This window comes from Kribbella caucasensis, from assembly GCF_004361855.1.
In the GTDB taxonomy this organism is placed as follows: domain Bacteria; phylum Actinomycetota; class Actinomycetes; order Propionibacteriales; family Kribbellaceae; genus Kribbella; species Kribbella caucasensis.
In genome coordinates this window covers 1-20,001 of sequence record NZ_SNWQ01000016.1, presented here as the reverse complement: position 1 = coordinate 20,001, position 20,001 = coordinate 1, and the positions used below count along the sequence as shown (strand labels likewise).

The 20,001-nt window shown below is 66.3% G+C and carries 18 protein-coding genes; 4 read left to right on the top strand and 14 right to left on the bottom strand.

Going from position 1 to position 20,001, the window contains the following annotated elements; genetic code table 11:
* Window positions 1-4: 4 nt before the first annotated feature.
* Together phoU and EV643_RS28810 are read left to right on the top strand one after the other, a co-directional pair.
* Window positions 5-655, top strand: coding sequence for a phosphate signaling complex protein PhoU (gene phoU, locus EV643_RS28815; RefSeq protein ID WP_133803311.1), 651 nt, complete (start codon window positions 5-7; stop codon window positions 653-655).
* Between the two features lie 590 nt (window positions 656-1,245).
* Window positions 1,246-2,148: an EamA family transporter gene (locus EV643_RS28810; protein ID WP_133803310.1), complete on the top strand. Its 903-nt coding sequence runs from the start codon at window positions 1,246-1,248 to the stop codon at window positions 2,146-2,148.
* Between the two features lie 247 nt (window positions 2,149-2,395).
* On the opposite strand, the gene EV643_RS28805 is transcribed toward EV643_RS28810, so the two are convergent.
* Entirely contained in the window at window positions 2,396-3,802 is a 1,407-nt protein-coding gene (locus tag EV643_RS28805; protein ID WP_133803309.1) for an FAD-dependent oxidoreductase, read from the bottom strand.
* A 119-nt stretch (window positions 3,803-3,921) separates the two neighbouring features.
* Here EV643_RS28805 and EV643_RS28800 point away from each other — a divergent pair, with 119 nt between their 5' ends.
* Both EV643_RS28800 and EV643_RS28795 read left to right on the top strand, forming a co-directional pair.
* Complete coding sequence (locus tag EV643_RS28800; RefSeq protein ID WP_133803308.1) at window positions 3,922-4,281, top strand: ArsR/SmtB family transcription factor; 360 nt, start codon at window positions 3,922-3,924, stop codon at window positions 4,279-4,281.
* A 25-nt stretch (window positions 4,282-4,306) separates the two neighbouring features.
* On the top strand, window positions 4,307-5,368 hold the full coding sequence (locus tag EV643_RS28795; RefSeq protein WP_238165864.1) for an ArsO family NAD(P)H-dependent flavin-containing monooxygenase: 1,062 nt from the start codon (window positions 4,307-4,309) through the stop codon (window positions 5,366-5,368).
* On the opposite strand, the gene EV643_RS28790 is transcribed toward EV643_RS28795, so the two are convergent.
* From EV643_RS28790 to EV643_RS28725, 13 genes are all read right to left on the bottom strand, one after another.
* Window positions 5,369-6,352, bottom strand: a complete 984-nt coding sequence (locus EV643_RS28790) for a metalloregulator ArsR/SmtB family transcription factor (protein ID WP_133803307.1) — start codon at window positions 6,350-6,352, stop codon at window positions 5,369-5,371.
* Window positions 6,353-6,407: 55 nt separating this feature from the next.
* On the bottom strand, window positions 6,408-6,809 hold the full coding sequence (locus EV643_RS28785) for an arsenate reductase ArsC (protein WP_370452397.1): 402 nt from the start codon (window positions 6,807-6,809) through the stop codon (window positions 6,408-6,410).
* On the bottom strand, window positions 6,806-7,555 hold the full coding sequence (locus EV643_RS28780; protein ID WP_133803305.1) for an aquaporin: 750 nt from the start codon (window positions 7,553-7,555) through the stop codon (window positions 6,806-6,808). The genes EV643_RS28785 and EV643_RS28780 overlap by 4 nt, the downstream gene beginning before the upstream one ends.
* Complete coding sequence (locus EV643_RS28775; protein ID WP_133803304.1) at window positions 7,552-8,220, bottom strand: arsenate reductase ArsC; 669 nt, start codon at window positions 8,218-8,220, stop codon at window positions 7,552-7,554. The genes EV643_RS28780 and EV643_RS28775 overlap by 4 nt, the downstream gene beginning before the upstream one ends.
* Entirely contained in the window at window positions 8,217-9,020 is an 804-nt protein-coding gene (locus EV643_RS28770; protein WP_305000416.1) for an arsenate reductase/protein-tyrosine-phosphatase family protein, read from the bottom strand. Before EV643_RS28770 ends, EV643_RS28775 begins: the two co-directional genes overlap by 4 nt.
* A gap of 395 nt (window positions 9,021-9,415) precedes the next feature.
* On the bottom strand, window positions 9,416-9,787 hold the full coding sequence (locus EV643_RS28760; RefSeq protein WP_133803302.1) for a hypothetical protein: 372 nt from the start codon (window positions 9,785-9,787) through the stop codon (window positions 9,416-9,418).
* A gap of 276 nt (window positions 9,788-10,063) precedes the next feature.
* Window positions 10,064-11,041 carry a hypothetical protein gene (locus tag EV643_RS28755; RefSeq protein WP_133803301.1) on the bottom strand — a complete coding sequence of 326 codons (978 nt, stop codon included), beginning with the start codon at window positions 11,039-11,041 and terminating at the stop codon, window positions 10,064-10,066.
* Between the two features lie 119 nt (window positions 11,042-11,160).
* The gene (locus EV643_RS28750) at window positions 11,161-12,225 is read right to left on the bottom strand and encodes an alginate lyase family protein (RefSeq protein ID WP_133803300.1); all 1,065 of its coding nucleotides are present in this window, start codon (window positions 12,223-12,225) and stop codon (window positions 11,161-11,163) included.
* Window positions 12,222-13,850: an extracellular solute-binding protein gene (locus tag EV643_RS28745; RefSeq protein WP_133803299.1), complete on the bottom strand. Its 1,629-nt coding sequence runs from the start codon at window positions 13,848-13,850 to the stop codon at window positions 12,222-12,224. The genes EV643_RS28750 and EV643_RS28745 overlap by 4 nt, the downstream gene beginning before the upstream one ends.
* A 37-nt stretch (window positions 13,851-13,887) precedes the next feature.
* The gene (locus EV643_RS28740) at window positions 13,888-14,838 is read right to left on the bottom strand and encodes a carbohydrate ABC transporter permease (RefSeq protein WP_133803298.1); all 951 of its coding nucleotides are present in this window, start codon (window positions 14,836-14,838) and stop codon (window positions 13,888-13,890) included.
* Window positions 14,835-15,821 carry an ABC transporter permease gene (locus tag EV643_RS28735; protein WP_133803297.1) on the bottom strand — a complete coding sequence of 329 codons (987 nt, stop codon included), beginning with the start codon at window positions 15,819-15,821 and terminating at the stop codon, window positions 14,835-14,837. Before EV643_RS28735 ends, EV643_RS28740 begins: the two co-directional genes overlap by 4 nt.
* Window positions 15,821-17,065 (bottom strand): polysaccharide pyruvyl transferase family protein, encoded by a 1,245-nt coding sequence (locus EV643_RS28730; RefSeq protein ID WP_133803296.1) that lies wholly within the window; start codon window positions 17,063-17,065, stop codon window positions 15,821-15,823. Before EV643_RS28730 ends, EV643_RS28735 begins: the two co-directional genes overlap by 1 nt.
* Before the next feature lie 140 nt (window positions 17,066-17,205).
* Window positions 17,206-18,219, bottom strand: coding sequence for a LacI family DNA-binding transcriptional regulator (locus tag EV643_RS28725; protein ID WP_133803295.1), 1,014 nt, complete (start codon window positions 18,217-18,219; stop codon window positions 17,206-17,208).
* Window positions 18,220-20,001 lie beyond the last annotated feature (1,782 nt).

The window sequence follows — 20,001 nt, the reverse complement described above, 5'->3', positions numbered from 1 at the left end:
AGCCATGCGCGACATCTACCACGAACACCTCGACGAGATCCTGGTCGAGGTCGAACGCATGACCCACGTCGTGTCGACCGCCGTACGACGCTCGACCAATGCACTGCTGACCGCCGACCTCGGGACCGCCGAGGAGGTGATCGCCGCCGACGCCCAACTCGACGTCGCCGGCGAGACCGTCGAGGGCAAGATCTTCGAGCTGATGGCCCTGCAGGCACCGGTCGCGATTGAGCTCCGCATGCTGGTTGCGGCCCTCCGGATGGTCGCCGACCTCGAACGGATGGGAGATCTCGCCGCCCACATCGCCAAGATCACCCGCCTCCGCTACCCCGCAGCCGCCATTCCCGACGAGCTGCAAGGCGTGATCGAAGACATGGGCCGCGTCGCCCAACGAATGGTCGACCAGGCCGGCGACGTCATCAAGACCAAAGACGTATCCGCCGCCCAGCGGATCGAGGCCACCGACGACCAGATGGACAAGCTCCGCCGCAGCCAGTTCCGGCAGATGATGGACGCCTCCTGGCCACACGGCGTCGAGGTTGCCGTCGACCTGGCACTTCTCGGCCGCTACTACGAACGCATCGCCGACCACGCCGTCTCCATGGCCCAGCGCATCATCTTCCTCGTCACAGGTGAGATGCCGGCCGCACAGTAGGCAGCCTCGTGACGAGGAGGAGAAGGACCCGCCATGACACAGCCTGTGGCAATCAGCACTACCAACAACGGATAACCCAATGCGGCCGCGATCGGTGCTCCACCCAGTGCCGCCAATGCCCGAGCGATAACGGCAGGCGCCGCCAGTGTGCCGGCGATCGTCCCGTACGCCGTAATGGTCCAGCAGGATCGCGGGCTTCGCGATCGACCCGACCCGAAACCCAGGCCGAACACGACAAGGCACGCGATAGCTCCCGGGACCTGTGGTGATCACCCGACCGGTGACCGACAGCAGCCCGAGCAATCCAGCGAGCGTCGCCGCCAATGCGGCCCGATGACTGAGGCTTGTCGGTGGAGGTACATCGTTCTGAGAGAGATTTGTTTCGGCTCGTGTCGAGGTGACGTCCGCACCTGGCGGCCCTTGAGTACGGTGGTCGCCATGGGCAGGTCACCGATGGCTGGACGGCGTTGCCAGCTGCCCAGCTACGACTGCTGTGACGACGAAGGCCGAGTGGCCTGAGAGCTGACGCTCCACCGCGTCGGCCAAGCACTCGTGTCCAACCACTCGTCTCTCTGACCGGAGTCACAGCCATGCTCGCCTCACCGTCACACCGTCATGTCCTTCTCCTTGTCGCCGCCCCCGCCTGCTGGGGTGTCGGCACCGTGCTGAGCAAACAAGTTCTCGACCGTGGCGTCGCGCCACTGACCCTGCTTGCCGTTGAGCTCGCCTCCAGCGCCCTCCTCCTACTGTTTGCCACGCTGCTGTTCGGGGTGCGGCTGAACTCGTCGCCAGCCATGGTCAAGCTCGCCGTCCTTGGCTTCCTCAACCCCGGTTTGGCATACGCTCTCGGGTTGCTGGGGCTGGTGAGCATCACTGCCAGCATGTCGGTGCTGCTGTGGGCGACCGAACCAATCCTGATCATGCTGCTCGCCTTCTTCGTGTTGGGAGAGCGGATCGCGCTCGCCACCGCGATGGCGGTGGCCGCGGCAATGGTCGGGGTGCTGTTGGTGGTCTACCGCCCCGGCGCGTCCGGGGACGCCATCGGTGTGGCGTTGACCGTGGCCGCGGTCGCGGCTTGCGCGTTCTATGCGGTGCTCACCCGCAGGCTGCTCCTCGACGACAGCTCCGTGGCCGTCGTCCTTGTCCAACAGGTCGCCGCCCTGTGCTTTGCCGTCGTCGTCGCCGGCATCGCCTCGGCCATTGGCGCCGCCGACCTCGGTCTGCCCGAGGACCTCGCGACGTGGGCACTTGCGGCAGCCTCCGGGATGGTCTATTACGGCTTCGCGTTCTGGCTCTTCGTAGGCGGCCTCAGGGGCGTACCCGCCTCGGTCGCCGGGACCTTCCTGCCGCTGATCCCCGTCTTTGGCCTCGCCGCCGGCTATCTGCTTGGCGACCGTCTCATCAACCGCCAATGGGTCGGCGCAGTCCTGGTGATTCTGGCCGCGGCAGCCGCTGCGATCCGGCACCTTTCCCGTCCCTCGGGGTTTCGGTAAAAAGCGTGTCACCGGCCGCCAGATTGGGTGGGACGCGATCGAGGGCTGCTAGTCAGGCCGGCGGTGGTACCGGTCGAGGCTGGGTCGTCGAGGCCTACTTTGCGGCTCGGCGCACCTTCGGGAGTTCAGGGCCTAATAGAGAACGCCGTACCCGACCGTCTGGGTCACGGCGAGCGCGCCCACCAACCACCGTCGTCCAGATCCGGTGTCGTAGCCTGCTCGCCAGCCAGACCTGGACTGAGCGACATCAGTTGCAGCAGCCCGACTGGGTGGTGGGCTCGGCCTCAACGACGGTCAGGAGTCCGCCGCTGATACCGGTGGCCAGTCCACGGCCGGACGGTGTACTGATCGTGACGGCTTGCGGTGCCGGTCCGCAGCAGCCACCTGCGGCCTCGTCGGCTGAGTCACCGTACGCGAGGTTCGACGAGCAGACACCGGTCTCGGGCAGGTTGAGCTGTACGTCGCGGGCCGCTTCCCAGTCACCCGCCAGCGCGGCAACCACCGAGCGAGCCTGCTCGTGGCCGGTAGCCAGCAGGAACGTCGGCGCCCGACCGTACGACTTCGCGCCCACCGCGTAGTAGCCCGGCTCGGGGTGCTCGAGCTCGTCGACGCCGTGCGGCGGTACCGTGCCACAGGAGTGCTTGTTCGGGTCGATCAGCGGCGCCAACGCCCGCGTCGATCCCAGGATCGGGTCGAGATCCAGCCGCAACTCGCCGACCATTTCGTGGTCGGGGCGGAAGCCCGTCGAGTTCACGACCGTGTCCGCCACGACCCGGCGTTCCCCCGCGGCCAGCTCGACCCGGCCGTCCGCCGTACGGGAGATCGACTCGATCCGGAAACTGCTCACCAGCTCGACCCGGCCCGACTGCACCAGCTTCTTCAGCCGGGCGCCGAGAGCGCCGCGGGCGGGCAGCTCGTCATCCTCACCACCGCCGTAGGTCCGAGCCTGGTCCGCGCCGCGAACAACCCAGAGCACTTCGGTGCCCGGCTCATGCGCGGCCAGCTCGCCGAGCTCGAGCAGTGTCGTCGCGGCCGAGTGACCCGCACCGACGACCGCGGTACGGCGGCCGGCGAAGCGCTCGCGGTCACGCACCAGGACATCCGGCAGCGCAGGCGAGATGGCGTCCGCCACGTCGGCCTCGCCCCGGGCGGCAATCCCCGAACCGCCAAGGACGTTCGGCCGGCGCCACGTGCCCGCCGCGTCGATCACAGCGGAAGCAAGCAACTCTTCGCCGTCGGCCAGGCGCACCAGGAACGGCGCGTCCTCGCGACCCGCCGTGCGGATGCGGTCGAAGCCGACCCGCGTCACGGCAGACACCTGGGCGCCGTACTGAATCCGGTCCGCCATCTGCGGCGCCTTCGCCAGCGGCGCCAGGTAAGCATCGATCAGGTCACCGCCGGTGGGCAGCTGGTCCAGTTCCGGTTCGATCCAGCCCGTCTGCTCCAGCAGGCGGCGAGCGGCGCCGTCGATGTCGTAGCGCCACGGGCTGAACAACTTCACGTGCCGCCACTCTGCGATCGCCGCGGCCACCGTCGGCCCGGACTCGAGTACGACGAACTCCAGCCCACGGTCCGCGAGGTGGGCCGCTGCCGCCAGGCCGACCGGCCCGGCCCCGATCACGACGACCGGCAGGTCCTTCGATGGAACACTCATTGCTTGTCTCCAAACTCTGCGAGCAGCTCGTCGGCGGCCTGGCCGGCGGCTGAGTTGATGGTCATCTAATCAACGACGTTCACCTTGCCTCTTGATTAGACATAAGTCAAGATAGACGCATGTCAAAACAGGACGTCGTCATCCAGCCCATCGGCGGCTGCTGCACGCCGATCATGGATGCCGCCCTCGACAGCGCCGGAGCGGCTGAGGGTGCGGCGGTGTTCAAAGCACTCTCCGACCCGATCCGGCTGCGGCTGATGTCGATCATCGCCTCGGCTGGCGGGGAGATGTGCGTCTGCGACATCACCCCGCAGTTCGACGTCTCTGGCCCGACGATCTCGCACCACTTGAAGGTTCTCCGCGAGTCCGGCCTGGTCGACTGCGAGCGCCGCGGCACCTGGGTCTACTACTGGCCCCTGCCCGAGCGCCTGACCTGGCTGTCGACCTTGCTGTCGGTCCCGACGCCGGCCGCGGTCTGATTCCAGTGCTTCAAGACCCGCTGACGTGACGACATCACCGCGCGAGGTCCGCGTCGTGGTCATCGGTGGTGGCCAGGCCGGCCTGGCCACAGGCTTCTATCTGCGCCGCTCCGGCCTGATCCCCGGCGAGGACTTCGTCATCCTCGACGCCGCGGCACAGCCGGGCGGTGCTTGGGCGCAGATGTGGCCGACACTGCGGACCTTCTCCCCCACCCAGTACTCCTCCCTGCCCGGCTGGATGATGCCGCCCTGGACTGGCGACACCGGGTACCCATTGGCGGGCCACGTAGTCGATTACCTGACGCAGTACGAGAAGCGTTATGAGCTCGACGTACGACGCTCTGTCTCGGTTGGCTCAGTGAGTCGCGGCGAGGATGAGCACCTCGTCGTCCACACCGACGACGGCGACTGGCTGGCCGAGCAGGTGGTTTCGGCGACGGGAACGTGGTCCAGGCCGTTCGTCCCGACGTACCCGGGATCATTCGCCGGTCGGCAACTGCACACCGCTCACTACCGGCGCGCATCCGACTTCATCGATCAGCGCGTTCTGATCGTCGGCGGCGGGAACTCGGCCGCTCAGATCCTGGCCGAGGTCTCGCTGGTCGCCGAGACGACGTGGGCGACACTCCGACCGCCTCGTTTCCTCCCCGACGACGTCGACGGCCGGGCGCTGTTCGAGATCGCCACCAAGAGGCACCGAGCACGACAGTTCGGCGAACGCGACGCGGGTGGCGTCTCCGGTCTCGGTGACATCGTGATGGTCGAAAGCGTTCGGGAGGCCCGCGACCGCGACGTACTGCACGCTCGTGACTCCTTTGCCCGCCTGGTCGATCACGGCGTCCGTTGGCGCGACGGAACCGCGTCGTCGTACGACACGATCATCTGGTGCACCGGCTTCCGACCGGCACTCGGCCACCTGACAGAGCTCGGTCTGCGTGGGCCAGACGGCCTCATCCCGACGGACGGCACTCGGGCGATCAAGGAATCACGCCTGCACCTGATCGGCTACGGCGACTGGACTGGACCGGCCTCGGCAACCCTCATCGGTGCCGGTCGCACCGCCCGTGACCTCGTCGCCATCCTCTGATCAGGGATTAGCGAACAGTTCTGCGACGAGGTCTCTAACCTGCTGGTGGATCTCGTCGCGGATCCGCCGTACCGTCGGGAGCGGCCGCCCTTCGGGATCATCGATCGGCCAGTCGAGGTACCGCTTGCCGGGATACACCGGGCACGCGTCGCCGCATCCCATCGTGACGACGACGTCGGCGGCCCGGACGATCTCGTCGGACAACGGTTTCGGGTACGCACCGCCGAGATAGACGCCGACCTCGTCCATGGCCGTCACCACGTTGGCGTCGACGAGTGCCACCGGCAACGACCCCGCCGATCTCACCAGGACACGGTCGCCGGCCAGCTGACTCAGGATGCCGGCGGCCATCTGTGACCTTCCGGCGTTACGTACGCAGACGAAGAGCACCTCGGGTACGGATCCCCGCGTCTTACCCTGTGCCTTCGCCAAGGCAGTGAGCCGCTCCGCTGCGAAGTTCGCAGTCAGGGACGGCAGAAACCTGCGCACGCGGGACCGGGCAGCCAGCATGTCGTAGCTCTCACCGACGTACCGCCGTACCGTCTCCGGCGAGAAGACACCAGTAAAGCGGGTCGCCAACTGCTCTGCGATGTGCTCGAGCTGACGATCGAGAACGGCCGCGCTCAGATCGAACCCGGACTCGCGAGCCGCGCCTTGCTCGGGCACCTCCACCCCGAGCAAGGTCGCCAGCTGCGCGACCGCATGATGTGTCGGCCGGTAATAGCTGAACGACTGCCGTCGCTCTCTCGTCAGCAGATCCGCATCGCAGAGCAACCGAAGGTGATGGCTGATCGTCGTATGCGACTGATCGAATTCGGCGGCGAGTTGACCCATGCTCGCCTCCCCCGCCGGGTGGGTCAGTACGAGACTCATCAGGCGCAGTCGCGTCGGATCCGCGACGACGCCCAGCTGGGCCGCGCGCCGCTCCGCGTCCTCCCGCGACAGCGGCACGATCACCGACTGTCGACCCGACGGATTCGACATGGGTCTATGTTCACAGTCGTCTATATACCGGTCAATGTGCCGGCCCCTCCCGGCTTCAAGCGGCCTGCAGTTCGCCGACGAGCTTCTCCACCCGACCGCGGATCTCGTCGCGCACCTGGCGGACGACCTCGATCGGCTGACCGGCCGGGTCGGTGAGTTCCCAGTCCTCGTAACGCTTGCCAGGGAAGATGGGGCAGGCGTCGCCACAGCCCATGGTGACGATGACGTCGCTCTCGCGGACGGCCTCGGTCTCCAGGCGCTGCGGGATGGCGCCGGTGATGTCGATGCCGACCTCACGCATCGCCTCGACCGCGATCGGGTTGATCTGATCGCGCGGCGCCGATCCGGCCGACCGCACCTCGACCGTGTCGCCCGCCAGGTGCCTCAGCCAGCCGGCTGCCATCTGGGACCGGCCGGCGTTGTGGACACAGACGAAGAGAACGCTTGGCTTGCTCACGTGGATGCTCCAGTATTCGCAGGGGTTTTGGTGTGTGGCGTGACGACATCATCGGCCGCTCGTCCGGCCGTGGGGTAGAGAAGTCTCAGCAGTCCGACACCAACGGCAGCGCCGATGAGCTGCGCGATCACGAAGCCTGGCAGCGAACCCGGCGCGATCCCGGCGAAGGTGTCACTGAAGGCCCGCCCGATCGTGACCGCCGGGTTGGCGAACGAGGTCGACGACGTGAACCAGTACGCCGACCCGATGTAGGCGCCCACCGCGGCCGGTGCGAGCGCGGCCCGCCCGGATGACGCAAGGGCGAAGATCAGCACGATCAGCCCAGCCGTCGCGACGATCTCGCCGAGCCACAGATGCCCGGCGCTGCGTTCTGTCGTCGACCAGGACACCGCGGCTTCGTCGTACATGAGGTTCGCCAGTACGGCGCCGAGGACCGCACCGATGACCTGCGCGGGAATGTAGGCCCCGAGGTCACGCGGCGTCAGCCCGGCGCCACTGCTCCGGCCGATCCACCAGTCGACCACCGACACCACCGGATTGAAGTGCGCACCGGACACCGGGCCGATCATGAGGATCAGTACGGCGAGACCTAGCGCGGTGGCGAATGCGTTCTCCAGCAGTTGCAGCCCGACGTCGTTCGGCGACAGCTTCGACGCGGCGATCCCCGATCCGACGACGACGGTGACCAGCAGCCCAGTTCCGATGCCCTCGGCAACGGCCCGTCGCCACAATGGAGTCGCGCTCACCGGCCGCTCACAGCAGGTACCTCGAGCTCGTCGAGCAACTGGCGGACCCGCCGCTCGATCTCGTCGCGGATCGGACGGATGTCGGCGACGTCGAGCCCGGCAGGGTCGTCGAGGACCCAGTCCTCGTACCGCTTGCCCGGGAAAATCGGGCAAGCATCACCGCAGCCCATAGTGATCACCACATCCGCCGCGCGGACGACCTCGTCGGTCCACGGCTTCGGGTACTCGGTGGAGATGTCGATCCCGCGCTCGGCCATCGACGCTACCGCGGACTCATTCACCTCGACGCCCGGCTCCGAGCCACCTGACCATCCGATCGCGCGATCGCCGACAAGGTGCTCGAAGAACCCGAGAGCCATCTGCGACCGTCCCGCGTTGTGAACACACAGGAACAGCACCACCGGACGACCGTCGTCGTGATGCCCTTCCACCCGAGCGAGCGCAGTCAGCCGCTGCCGGGCAAACCGCTCGGCCAGCAGGGGCAGGAAGTTCGGGACCGTACTGCCCGTCGCGAACTGGTCGTAGCTCGAGTGCAGGAAACGCTCGATGGTCTCCGGTCCGTAGATCTCGGCGAACTGCTCGCCCAGCCGGGATGCCGCCGTACGCAACGCGAGCTGCTGGTCGATGGACAGGTCTTCCCGCTTGTACCCAGTGACTTCGGTCATGTTCCGCTCCTCGAACGGTTCGCCTCGGTGGGCGAAACCAATGGCACCAGCCGATCGATGCGGCCGGCGATCTCGCTGTAGGCAGCCTCGAAGGCCGCATCCGTGTCGGCAGGCGCAGGGTCCGGCACCGACCAGTGCACCCGCGGCCGAGCCTCGGCCGGCAGATGCTCATAGGCGATGTCGCACACCGCGATGACCAGATCGTCAGCCTTCACGACGTTGTCCACCTGAGCTGTCCGCCACGTGTCGGGATCGAGCCCATGTCGTCGCGCCACCTTGACCGCCCGAGGATGCACCCGCTCCGCCGGTCGAGTCCCCGCCGACGTCACCGGCACATGACTACGCAGCGCCCAAATCCCTGCCGCCAACTGCGACCGAGCCGAGTTCTGCGTACAGACGAACACCACCCGCCGCACGTCACTCAACGAAGGACTCGCGACCATCGCGAGCGTTTCCGGCACCAGGCGTACGTACGTCCGACGATGATCGCCTTCAGACCTCCCCCGCACCACCAGCCCAGCGTCCTGCAGAACCTTCAGGTGATGCGCCACCAAGTTGGTCGGCATCTCCAACACCGCCCCCAACTCCCCCGGCGCCGCGTCCCCCACCGCAAGCGCATCCACGATGGCCAGCCGCGCGGGATCTCCGAGCGCCGCGTGCACCCGCGCCCGCGCCACCAAAGACTTCCGCTCAACGTTCATTGCCTCAATGATCATTGAGTCACCCTCGCCTGTCAACGCCAAGGCGCCACAGCGTCTCAGCACTGCGCGACCACCTTCACCGCAGGCAATCGGCCCCACGCGGAGACGAGCTCCGACCAGTCGCCCGTTGCTCGCTGAGCTGGAACGTCAGCGGATGCGCATGCCGGAGATCGCTCGGGAGATTACTAGGCGCTGGATCTCGCTGGTGCCTTCGAAGATGGTGTAGATCTTTTCCAGCCCCGCGGACAGTTCGCGTCCAAGGGGACGAATCGGGGTCTGACCTGCGCGTTTGTATCCCAGTGTTGCTCGGCCGTGATCGTCGTTTCTCATTGCCTCACGGAGCTGTGACGGAGCAGGCACTTGCCCATAGCAACCTTGACTGACAGTTTGTCTCAGCGGTCAAACCCCACGACGGAGGCGGAGGATAGTCTGCGGGCCGCCACGTGTGTACACCGGCGTCTACGGCCGAAGCCCAGCGAGGACAATCTGGCGGTTCAGCGTGACCAACTCGGCGGGAAGGACGGGCAGTCCGACCACACCTGCCAGTACAGAATCAGCGAAGTTGACCTGCGTTGCGCTCGCAGAAACTCCAAGCAGCGCTGCTCGAGTGCGCGTACGTTGCCCTCGGCATCGACACGCTTGATCCCGTACGCCCGGATCCGCTCCTCTACGGCATCCGCGTGCCGTTCAAGCGCCTCCCGGTCCGACAGACTCGCCTGGTACCGGTGGACGAGCTCGCTGTACTCGGTTAGCCGGCGAATGTCGGCCTCGAGTGTTGCCTGCTCCGCAGCCTCTTGCTGGAGCTGCGAAGACCGGTCGGAGATGAACATCGACGTGCCCTCGTCGAGCCGGCGCGACAGCTCCACGATCTCGGTGTCGAGGGACGACCGCTCCGCCTCCAGCCGGCCTCGGGCTGCGAGACGCTCGTGGAGGACGTCCCCGGTCTCCTCTGCTTCAGCTTTATGCCCGAATCGGTGCTGGTAGTTGAGTGATCGATGTTCAGCCCGACCTGCCCGAAAGCTCTGAAGGCTGAACAACGAAAGACGGTCTCGACTGCTGGAGTCGGGACCGTCTTCGTCGCGCACAAACTCCGAAACGTCACCAAGGGCCGCCACTAATCACCGAAGACGTAACAGGGGGAGTCAACCGCGGTTGTAGGGCTGCACCGCCGCCTTGCTGGCGCCGATCCTCACGTTCCGGAAGTCGGAACGGAACGTCGCGCCCGGCTGGTAGTCCTTGTACATGCCGAACTTGATCCTGAACTCGTTCTTGAAGGAGTCATCAGCGCACCTGGAACGCGTCGCGTAGCCGAAGTACTCATCCTGCTCGAAGAGCTTCTCCTCGACGGTGGTCGCTCCCACTCTCCTGTGGTACACCGCGATACTCCCCTTCGGCGCGCCGTCGTGGTAGGGCTCCACGCGATACTTGATGACGAAGGAATGCCACTCGTTGGTCCCGACGCTTTTGGTCGCCATCGCCGTGTTGTAGTCCGTGCCCGGCTCCTCGCCACGGCGCACGAACTGGACATTGTGTCCGTTGCCAGCGCCTGACTGGATGCGAACGCCGCCGATCGGGTTCGCGGTGCACTGCCACAGCTGGAGCACGTACGCCCCGCTGCCCGTCACGTCATCGACGCCCGCGGGGATGCGAACGTCGAACCCGACCCACACGTCGGTGTGGAACGGCAGGTCCCACCCCGTCGCCAGCTCCGAGCGGTCCCGAAGGGTATTTCCAGCAGCGTCCTTCCAGGTGTTCTTGGCGGGGTCCTCAACGATGGCGCCTTCGTACCTGAAGTCCTTGTCCGTGCGGAACGTCAACGCCCGCGCGTCCGACGTCCCGGTGATCTGGGGTGCCTGCCCCGCTCCCTGACACTTGCCCTGAAAAAAGCCGTCGCCCTCCCTGAGGTTGCCGCCCTCGCCGATCGTCGCACTGCAGCCATCGGGGTTCTCGATCGTCCAGGTCTCACCCGCGATACCCGCCGAGTAGCTGGGGACCGCGGCTGCCGCGCTGGCGGTTTGTGAGTTCGTCACTGCGGCGATACCCGCCGAGGCGCTCAGCGTTAACGCCACGGTGAGAGCCATCGTCTGTCGAGCAAGTCGACTAGGGGCCGAGATCTGCATCTGTGTCACTCCTTACTTAGAGGGGAAATGCTTCGTTCGCCCGCAACATCTCGTGAACATTGCGGTTTCCTTCCGATGGTTGAGCCCGACGAGAAACGTCAGATTCTCCGGACTGACGCTCAGGTCGGGATGTGTTCCATGGCTGCGGTTGACGGGATCTCGGGGGCGGGTAGGTCTCGCCTTCGCAGGGCTTCTGCGAACGCTTTGAGGCTCGGGGTCTGGTAGACGGCGGCGGCTTCGTCGGCGAGCCATAGAGCGGTTCGGTCGAGGTCTGAGGGCTGCCGGGGCCAGATCCATCGGCGGTCGTCGTTGCCGTGCTCGGCCCAGAACTGGAACGCGTCGCGCAAACTGCCGAAGCCGGGTTCGGCGGGCGCTTTCCAGAGGTCGCGGCCCTCAGCAGCTGCAACCCGACAGCAGACGGCGAAAGCTCGCAGGCAGTAGGTGGTGTAGAGCAACGAGTCGGGACGAGCCAGTTCTCTCGGGAGCGCGCCGCCGGGAGCGATCTGGCGCAGCCGGATGTCGAACCGATCGAGGACCTCGGTGAGCGCAGTCCGATCATCGACGAACTGCAGATAGCGCAGTACCTGCGCGTCCCACCAAACTCCGTGGTTGTTGGCCATCAGTTCTTCCTGCCGGCCGAGTTCGCTCGACCGCATCCAGTTGGTCAACTCGGCGAACCAGTCCTGCAGGAGCGGGAGACGCTCGGTGAATCGTCCGGCCCTCACCAGCAGGTCGACGTGATCCACGAGGTCGGTCAGGAGCGTCGCCTCGATCTGCCCGATCGCCGCACCGTCGTGATGACCGGGCAGCGCGGCAGCGTGAGCGAAGTTGGGGCGCATCGCAGTCGCCGGGTCCAGAAACCAGCGTTCGAGACGTGCCACCGCGGCGTCGGCGTAGCGTGCCTCGCCGGTTCGGACGTGGGCTTGCACCAGGGTGTTGACGGCCGCGACCGTTTGCCGGAACCGCCGTTTGTCGTAGCGATCGCTGAACGAGTCCGGGTTCCGCCGGCCGTCGATCCTGATGTACGGCAGGCCGTCGGCTGTCTCCGGATTCGGCCAGGAGTAGTTGCCGACCGAGTAGTAGTCGTGGGCGTCTCCGGCCCAGTCCGACGGCTCACGGTCGATGATGGAATACGGCCGCCCGGCCAGGAACTCGTCGGCTAGGGTCACCAGCTGACGGCTCATTTGGGCCCCGCCTCCGAGAAGGCCTGTTGATACTCGGCCCGGATCTTGTCGCCTCCGCCGTTGCGCCACTTGGTCACGGCGGCCTTCCAGCTCGATACGGGTGCGCGTCCGGCCAGGATGCCGTTCCGTGTATCGGTCAGGTCCTTGCTCAACTGCAGACCCTTGGCCGCATCGGTCTCGGAGTACAGGCCCTGGGTCGGATCAGCGGCGAGGATCGGCAGCGCGGCTTCCTGGTAGTCGAAGCGGGCCTGGGCGACGTCGCGCCGTCCCGGGTCGTAGATGACCTGGGTCGGTCCACAGACGTACCCGAACGGCACCAGCCGCAGATTCTGGCCGCGCGAGTTCACGATCGGGTCGCTGCCCTCGAACTTGAACGTCTGCCCCTCGATCCCGAAGTTGCGCAGGAGGTACTCGGAAGATCCGAACGGCGCGGCGAGCCAATCGAGTACCCTGAGCACCTCGCGGACCCGGTCCGGTTCGGCCCGGGTGACAGCGGTGAACGCCTGAGCCGCACTCCCCCGAGGATGTACGGGCTTGCTCGCCGCGTCGTAGCCGAACATCGGAAGAGACCCGAGCTTGAAGCCCGGCACCTCGGCTCCCCACATCTCGTACTTGCTCCAGCCGGCATACCCGCCGAAGACGATCGGGGTGGTCCCGTTGGTGAACCAGTCGTTGCGTTGGTTGTTGGACGCAACCAGGCCGTCCGGATGGAAGACGCCGGCGTCGGCCAGCTCGCGGGTGTCGGCCAGCGCCTTCTCGTACGCCTCGAGTTCGATGTTGGAGGTGAACTTCCCGCCGTCCTCGATCCAGCTGCCGGCGATGCCCAGGGCAGCGGCGATCATGGTCAGGGTGCTGCCCGGATCGCCGCAGGCCCAGCGGGACTTGCGCTCGTTGGTCAGCCCCTTCAGCAGTGCCTTGAACTCTCCGATGTCCTTGGGCTGCGCGGGCAGTCCGGTACCGGCGACGAGGTCTGCGCGGATCCAGGCGACCGACGGGATCGGTACCCGGGCGATCGGTACTCCCCACAGGGCGTTGCCGTACACGGTCTTGCGCCACGAATCGGTGGACAGACCCGCCAGGTTCGGATAGTCCTTGACGGCATCGCCCGACAAGTACTCGGTCAAGTCGGTGAACTTTGCCTTCAGCAACGCGGGCAGCTGCTGCACCGAGCCGTAGATCGACACCAGGTCGGGCAGATCTCCGCCGGCCACGGTCGTCGCGAACCGTTGAGCGTAGTCAGCCGCCGGCGCGTACGTGATGTCGAGCTTTCCACCAAGTCGCTTGTCGACCTCCTGCCACAGCGGATTATCGGACTTGCCGGGCGCCACCGGGTCGAAGGTGTAGGTGAGTGCGGAGATCTGGCCACCCGACAGCGGAGGCGTACTGACCGCCGCGACGGGATTCGGCGGGTACTCGAAGTACCCGCTCATGCCGAGCGGGTTTGCGCTCTTCAGCGCGGGTTCGGCGTTCCCGGCCTGGGCGAACGTCGGGAGTATGTCCGCTCCGATTCGGCCGGAAGTTCCCGTCGTCGTCTTGGCAGAGCAGCCGAGAGCTGATCCGGCGGCACCGGCGACGGCTGCCGCGGACAGCCCTTTGAGCAACGTACGGCGCGAAAGCGCATCCATGGTTACGGTTCCCTCCTCATGGCGGGCGTCCGGTCGATCAGCCTTTGACGGCGCCGATCAGAAGTCCCTTGCTGAAGTGCTTCTGGATGAACGGGTAGATGATCAGGATCGGGATGACGGACATGACCAGAATCGCCATCTGGATCGATGCCTGGGGTGGCAGCGACTCGGTCGACGCCGAGAGCTCGTCCGTACCGAGCGGCGTCTGGTTCACGACGAACGTTCGCAGGACCAGCTGCAGCGGCCACTTCTCCGGCGACGGCAGGTAGAGCAGGGCAGAGAAGAACGCATTCCAGTAGGCGACGGCGTAGAACAAGCCGACCACCGCGACGACGGCCTTCGAGAGCGGCAGGACGATGAAGGTGAGGATCCGGAGTTCGCCGGCCCCGTCGATCTTCGCTGACTCGGTCAGCTCACTGGGAAGCTCGAGGAAGAAGGACCGCATCACGATCACGTTGAAGGCGTTGACCACCACCGGCAGGATCAACGCCGCCAGGTTGTCGATCAGGCCGAGCTGCTTGACGATCAGGTACATCGGGATCATGCCCGGATTGAACAAGAGGGTGAACAGTGTCATCAGCAGGATGGGCTTGTGCAACAGCGATCCCGGCCGCGACAGGGCGTACGCGAGCATGATGGTGCAGGCCAGCGACAGGACAGTGCCCACAGCGGTGACCGCGACCGACACGCTGAGGGCCCGCGTCACCACTCCTCCCGACAGAACGGCCCGGTACGCCGCGAGCGACGGCTCGCTAGTGAAGAGGACAAGTCCACCGCGCGCGCTGATGTCGCGTTGCGGCGCCAGACTCGTCATCACGACGGCGACGAATGGGACGATCACCGCGAGGCAGGCGACGGTCAGCAGTCCACCGCGCGCCGCGGTCGCCCAGCGCGGTTGCCGTCCCATCCAGGCAGGCCGCTCGTCCGACGCCGGTTGACGGTTGCGCCGAGCCCGGCGTTCAGCGGTGGTCTCCAGCAGTCCGGTCATTTCGAGTACACCCCCCGCTCCCCCATGGCGTGGGCGAGCCGGTTCGCCCCGAGTACGAGAACCACGCCGACGACGCCCTTCACCAAGCCGACCGCGGCCGAGACACCCCAGTTCCCGCCGATGATCCCGTTGTTGTAGACGTAGGTGTCGAGCACTTCGGAAGCCCGCGCGCCGACCGGACCCTGCTGCAGGAGGATCTGCTCGAAACCGACCGTGAGCGAATCACCCAGCCGCAGGATCAGCAGCAGTACGATCACGGGCCGGATCGCGGGCAGCGTGACGTGCCACAGCTGCCGAAGCGGGCCGGCCCGGTCGATCGCCGCCGCCTCGTACAGGTTCAGGTCGACCTTGGAGAGCGCGGCCAGGAAGATGATGGTCGACCATCCGGTGTCCTTCCAGATCACCTGCGACGTGATCAGCAGTTTGAACAGCTCCGGTACGCCGATGATCTGGAAGGTTCCCAGGTCCGCGGAACGCAGCCACTCGTTCAGCATTCCGCCGTTGCCGAACATCTGCTGGAACAGCGCCACGACGATGACCCAGGACAGGAAGTGCGGCAGGTAGAGGATCGACTGCGTCAGCCGCTTGGCTCGTTCGTTCAGCATCGAGTTGAGGACCAGGGCCAGCGCGATCGGCAATGGGAACACGAACAGCACCTGGACCATCGTGATGATCAATGTGTTCACGAGCGCGTTCAGGAACTCCGGGTCACCGTCGAAGATGACCGAGAAGTTGCTCAGGCCAACGAAATCCGATCCGCTGATGCCGAGGAACGGCTGGTAGTCCTGGAAGGCGATCACGTTGCCCAGCAGCGGCAGGTAGTGGAACACCACCAGGACGATCACTCCCGGCACCGCGAGCACGAGCAGCACCCGGTCCCGGTGCCACCGGGCCGCGAGCTGCCCGCGGAGGCGAGTCTCGCGGGCGGCAGGCGCACCGGGATCTGCGCCGGCCCCCGGCCGCACCTTGATCCCCGACGACATCAGCGGATCCTGCTGCCGACCGCTGCGATGGCGGCCTCGACCATCCCCCGCACGCGCTCCTGCGCGCCGTCCCGCGTCTCCTGGGCGCGTTCGGCCGCGGCCGGCCGGTCGTCGACGATCTTCTGCAGGAGTTGCCCGGCGGCAGTGTCGGCCCCAGGTCCCAGCTCGATCAGCGGCAGGCCGAGATCGTTGTACATCTGGCCCTTGATCGTGTCGGTCGGCTGACGCAGGTAGACCGACGGAATACCTTCCGCCAACGCGATCAGAGGTGAGTGGCATTCCATGCTCACGACCGCGCTGGCCCGCCGGTACACCGCGGCCGCCTCGGTCAGGTCCCAGAACCGCGGCAGGATGTGGACCAGGTCGGCCACGTCGGCAGGGAAGGTCCCCGCGAACTCGGCCTCGGCGACTTCCATCGCGTAGCTCATCTCTGGCACCACGAGCGCCGGCTCGCCAGTGGCTCGCACCCAGCCGATCACGGTCTGCCGCAGAACGTCCAAGTCGGACTTCAGATAGCCCGCGTTGTAGGCCGTCCGGCGAACATCCTCGGCCGCGGGTGGGTAGTTCCGGATCTGGTGGTACGGCGTGAAACGCAGCCGCGGTACGACGCATAGGAAGCGTCCGGGCTTCAACCCGTACTCCGCGAGGACCGCCTGGCCGTCGCCGTCGTCGACCACGTCGAACATCACGGTGGCGTCCGGACCAAACGCGATCGTGGGCGCCCCGAGGTCCTGGCCGGCCAGGAACCGCTCGGTCAACGAGTCCCGGCAGTAGACGAACGCGGCCGTGTCGAGCACCTCGCGCTCGAGCTCGGTGAGCAGGTCACCGTCGATCGCGCTGACCATGCTCGCCGCCCGGGCCAGCGTCGAGCCGTACGGCCGGAGCGGATCTACTGTCACCCCGAAAATGCCATGCGGCTTTCCGGTCCGCCGATGCCATTCGGCGACCTCGACCTGGGCAACGAGTGATGGCCCCGACCCGTGGACCAAAAGGTCGCCTTCAGCAAACAACCGTTCCAGCTCCGGGCTGAGCGGCTCGCCGGGCACGACCCGGTCCTCGACGATCTCGACGTCCGGAAAGTAGCGGCCGAGCATCTGCCGTACGCTCTCGTCGATGCTGCGAGCCCACAGCGTCAGCTTCACTTCCGGTGCGTAGCGCTGAAAGGCTCGGAGCGCGCCTGGCGTATGGGCGACGTCGCCGATGTTGACGGTTTGCCAGCCGGAGACGAGAACGACGTGAACCATGAAGAATTCCCTGTCCAGCCCATCCCGAGCAGCGGTGGGCTTACGGTCGATTCGGAGCTACGGCGAGCATCATGCCGATGATTCATCGGTTAATCAAGATCTCGCGAGTGCGTCGACGGTGACTCTCAGCAGGTGGGCGCTCAGCCGGCGTACGGTGCTGTCGATCCTCGATCGATCAGTTTCGGCGCCGGCCGCGTCACCAGTGCCGACTGGACGCGGCGGCCATCGATCATCCGGCGCAGTGTCGTATAGGCGCGCATTCCGGCTTGCTGCACAGGCATCCGAACCGTGCTCGGTGCCGGCCGAATGGCGTCAGCGATGGGCAGATCCTGGTACACGACGATCGACAGATCGGCGGGAATCCGCAGGCCGAGATCGATGACCGCCGCGATCGCTCCCGGTGCCGCGACGATGTTGTCGATGATCAGCGCGGACGGCGGCCGGGCCGAGCCCAGGAGCTCGCGCGTCGCGGCCGCCAGGTCCGGCGGCTCGTAGCCGACCTGCTTGATCAGCGACCGGTCGAAGCGCACACCCGCTGCCCGCAACGCCGAGCGGTAGCCGTCGACCCGGACGCTACTGGCGATCGGGACGACGGGGCCGCCGACCAGTGCGATGCGGCGGTGCCCGAGACCCAGCAGGTGCGTCGTGGCCAGACCGATCCCGGCCACGTCGTCGATCCACACCGACACGGAGTCGTCAGGTCGCGGGTTCTGCAGGATCACGTACGGGATCGACCGCTTGGTGAGTTCCTCAGCGGTCTCGGTCCCCCATTGGGTGGACCGCAACAACACCCCGTCGACCATGCCCGTGCCGACGATCCGGCTCATCAGGTGGCTGCCCGGCTCGATCCACAGTGCGTCGGCCAGCAACAGCACGTCACCGTGTTCCTCGGCGGCCGCATGCATGCCACGAATCGCCAGCTCGAAGACCGGGTTCGCGATCTTCGGCACCACCGCTGCGATCACTCCCGATCTGGACAGTCTCAGCGACTTCGCGGCGTGGTTGACGCGATAGCCCGTGTCCCGGACCGCCTGCTCGACGCGCAGCCTGGTCGCCTCGCTCATCCGGACGTTGCCGCGAGCCCCGGAGATCACCGCGGAAACCACGGCCGTGGACACCCCGGCCCGCTTCGCAACGTCCTTGATCGTGGTCATGCCGCCAGCGTAACCGCACCCGCCCTTGACACCGATCAACGCGGCTGCCAATCTGATTAATCGTCACATCGTATCCCACCGGTAGTGGGTTTGGTTGACTTGATGCCGGTCCTGACGGCGAATGCTTTGTCGGGTTCAACTTTGTAGAGCTGGGCGTTTCCGGTTCGGACGGCGTTTCCGTGCACACCGACAGTATGTCCGTGCGGAGGATCTCACTGGTGTTGCCGAAGTCAGCGCTAGGCCGACTCTCCCACCGCGCGAGGATCGCATCACCGTCGTCGAGTACGGCAGGCCATTGCTGTACCTGCTGCTCGAGGCGTGCCAACGCCACCAGCGACCCGTTCGGTACAGCGAAGGAGGGCTGCCCCTCGGTGTTGAGCGGTACGGCGATCCACTCGTGCAGCAAATCGCCGATGATCTGACCCGTCGCGCTGCGGCCTGCGACTCGCAGACTCTGGACCAGTCCGGAAGATCGCTCGGCGTGATCTCGCGCGGCATCGCGGGCAGGCCGGCCGTATGGGTCAGCACGTGCCGCAGCATCCCTGTCCTTGCCGGGCGCACCGAACTCGGGCCAGAGATCCGTGATCGGACTGTCGTTCTCGAGGAATCCCCGCGAAACGAGCAGATAGGCGAGCATGGCCGGTCCGCGCCGCCGGTCTGGTCGACAGTGAGTGACAGGTCGCCGCCGACGAGTTCGGCGTACCGGGTCGAGCCTGTGCCGTCAGTGGGAGAACCCTGCACGAGCTCACCAAGCTCGCCCCGATCGCGATCATCGCCGATGCCCTTGGCTACTCCACCAAGACCATCGAACGCCACGCCCGCGGCGCGGCCACCACTTACGCCGAGTACTCGCCGGCCACCGCTGACCTCAGCGAGCTCTACGGGCACTTCTGGTGAAGGATCTCGAAGTCCCGTGCCGGGTCATGGCAGGTGTACGAAGCCGACGAAGTCCGCCCCAGCTGGCCCCGGCCGCGAAGTTCCGTCGCGGGTCCATCCGTGTCGCTCGTAGAACCGACGGCACGAGAGTTCCGCTCCTAGACATCCACCTCGCCCACAGCGTCAGCCTGGCGTGCGATGGAGACGAAGCGTCCCATCAGGGCGCTGCCACGCCGCTGGACCACCGGCCTGGCTCGACGAAGATCCCGACGAGCCGGACGCGCGTCTCGTGAGGCGCAATGGTCGGAAACAAGCCGTTGGCATCCAACGTAATCACACCGACGATGTCATCGTCCAAGACAGCTACCTGGACGGCGACTCGCGAATCCACCACCATCTTGCGCCACGTCTCCCGGTACTCATCGCCAGGAACCGCTGCCTCGTCATGGCCGCCGGCACCGTAGTACATAGCCCTCGACCGGGCATGCAGCTCTGCAAGCGCATCGCCGTCGCCGGGCGCTGCGTCTCGAATGCGGACTACCTGAGTTGGCTCTGTGACAGCCGCCCAGGCGGATGCCCCCGTTGTCGCCGGCAGTGGTGTGACGGAGCGACGCCCATGGAGAGAACACCAGAGCCTCGGCGAACACCGTCTTCCATAGCGGACAGACGTCAGGGTGACCGGATAGGGGTGAGGCCCCGGGATGAACCAGATCTCTGCCGGAGATCAAGCTTCCTATCCCGAGGCCTCACGTGATCACATCGTCACAACCGGCTCAACCGGAAAGGTTCTTCAGTGTGGACCTGGGCGCTGCCCTACGTGTCAGGGTTGGGTGAGGCCAGCAGCTAACAGCAAGTCCGCCGGATGACGTAGGGCGAGAACAGGAATCGATCCATCATGTCCAGTCC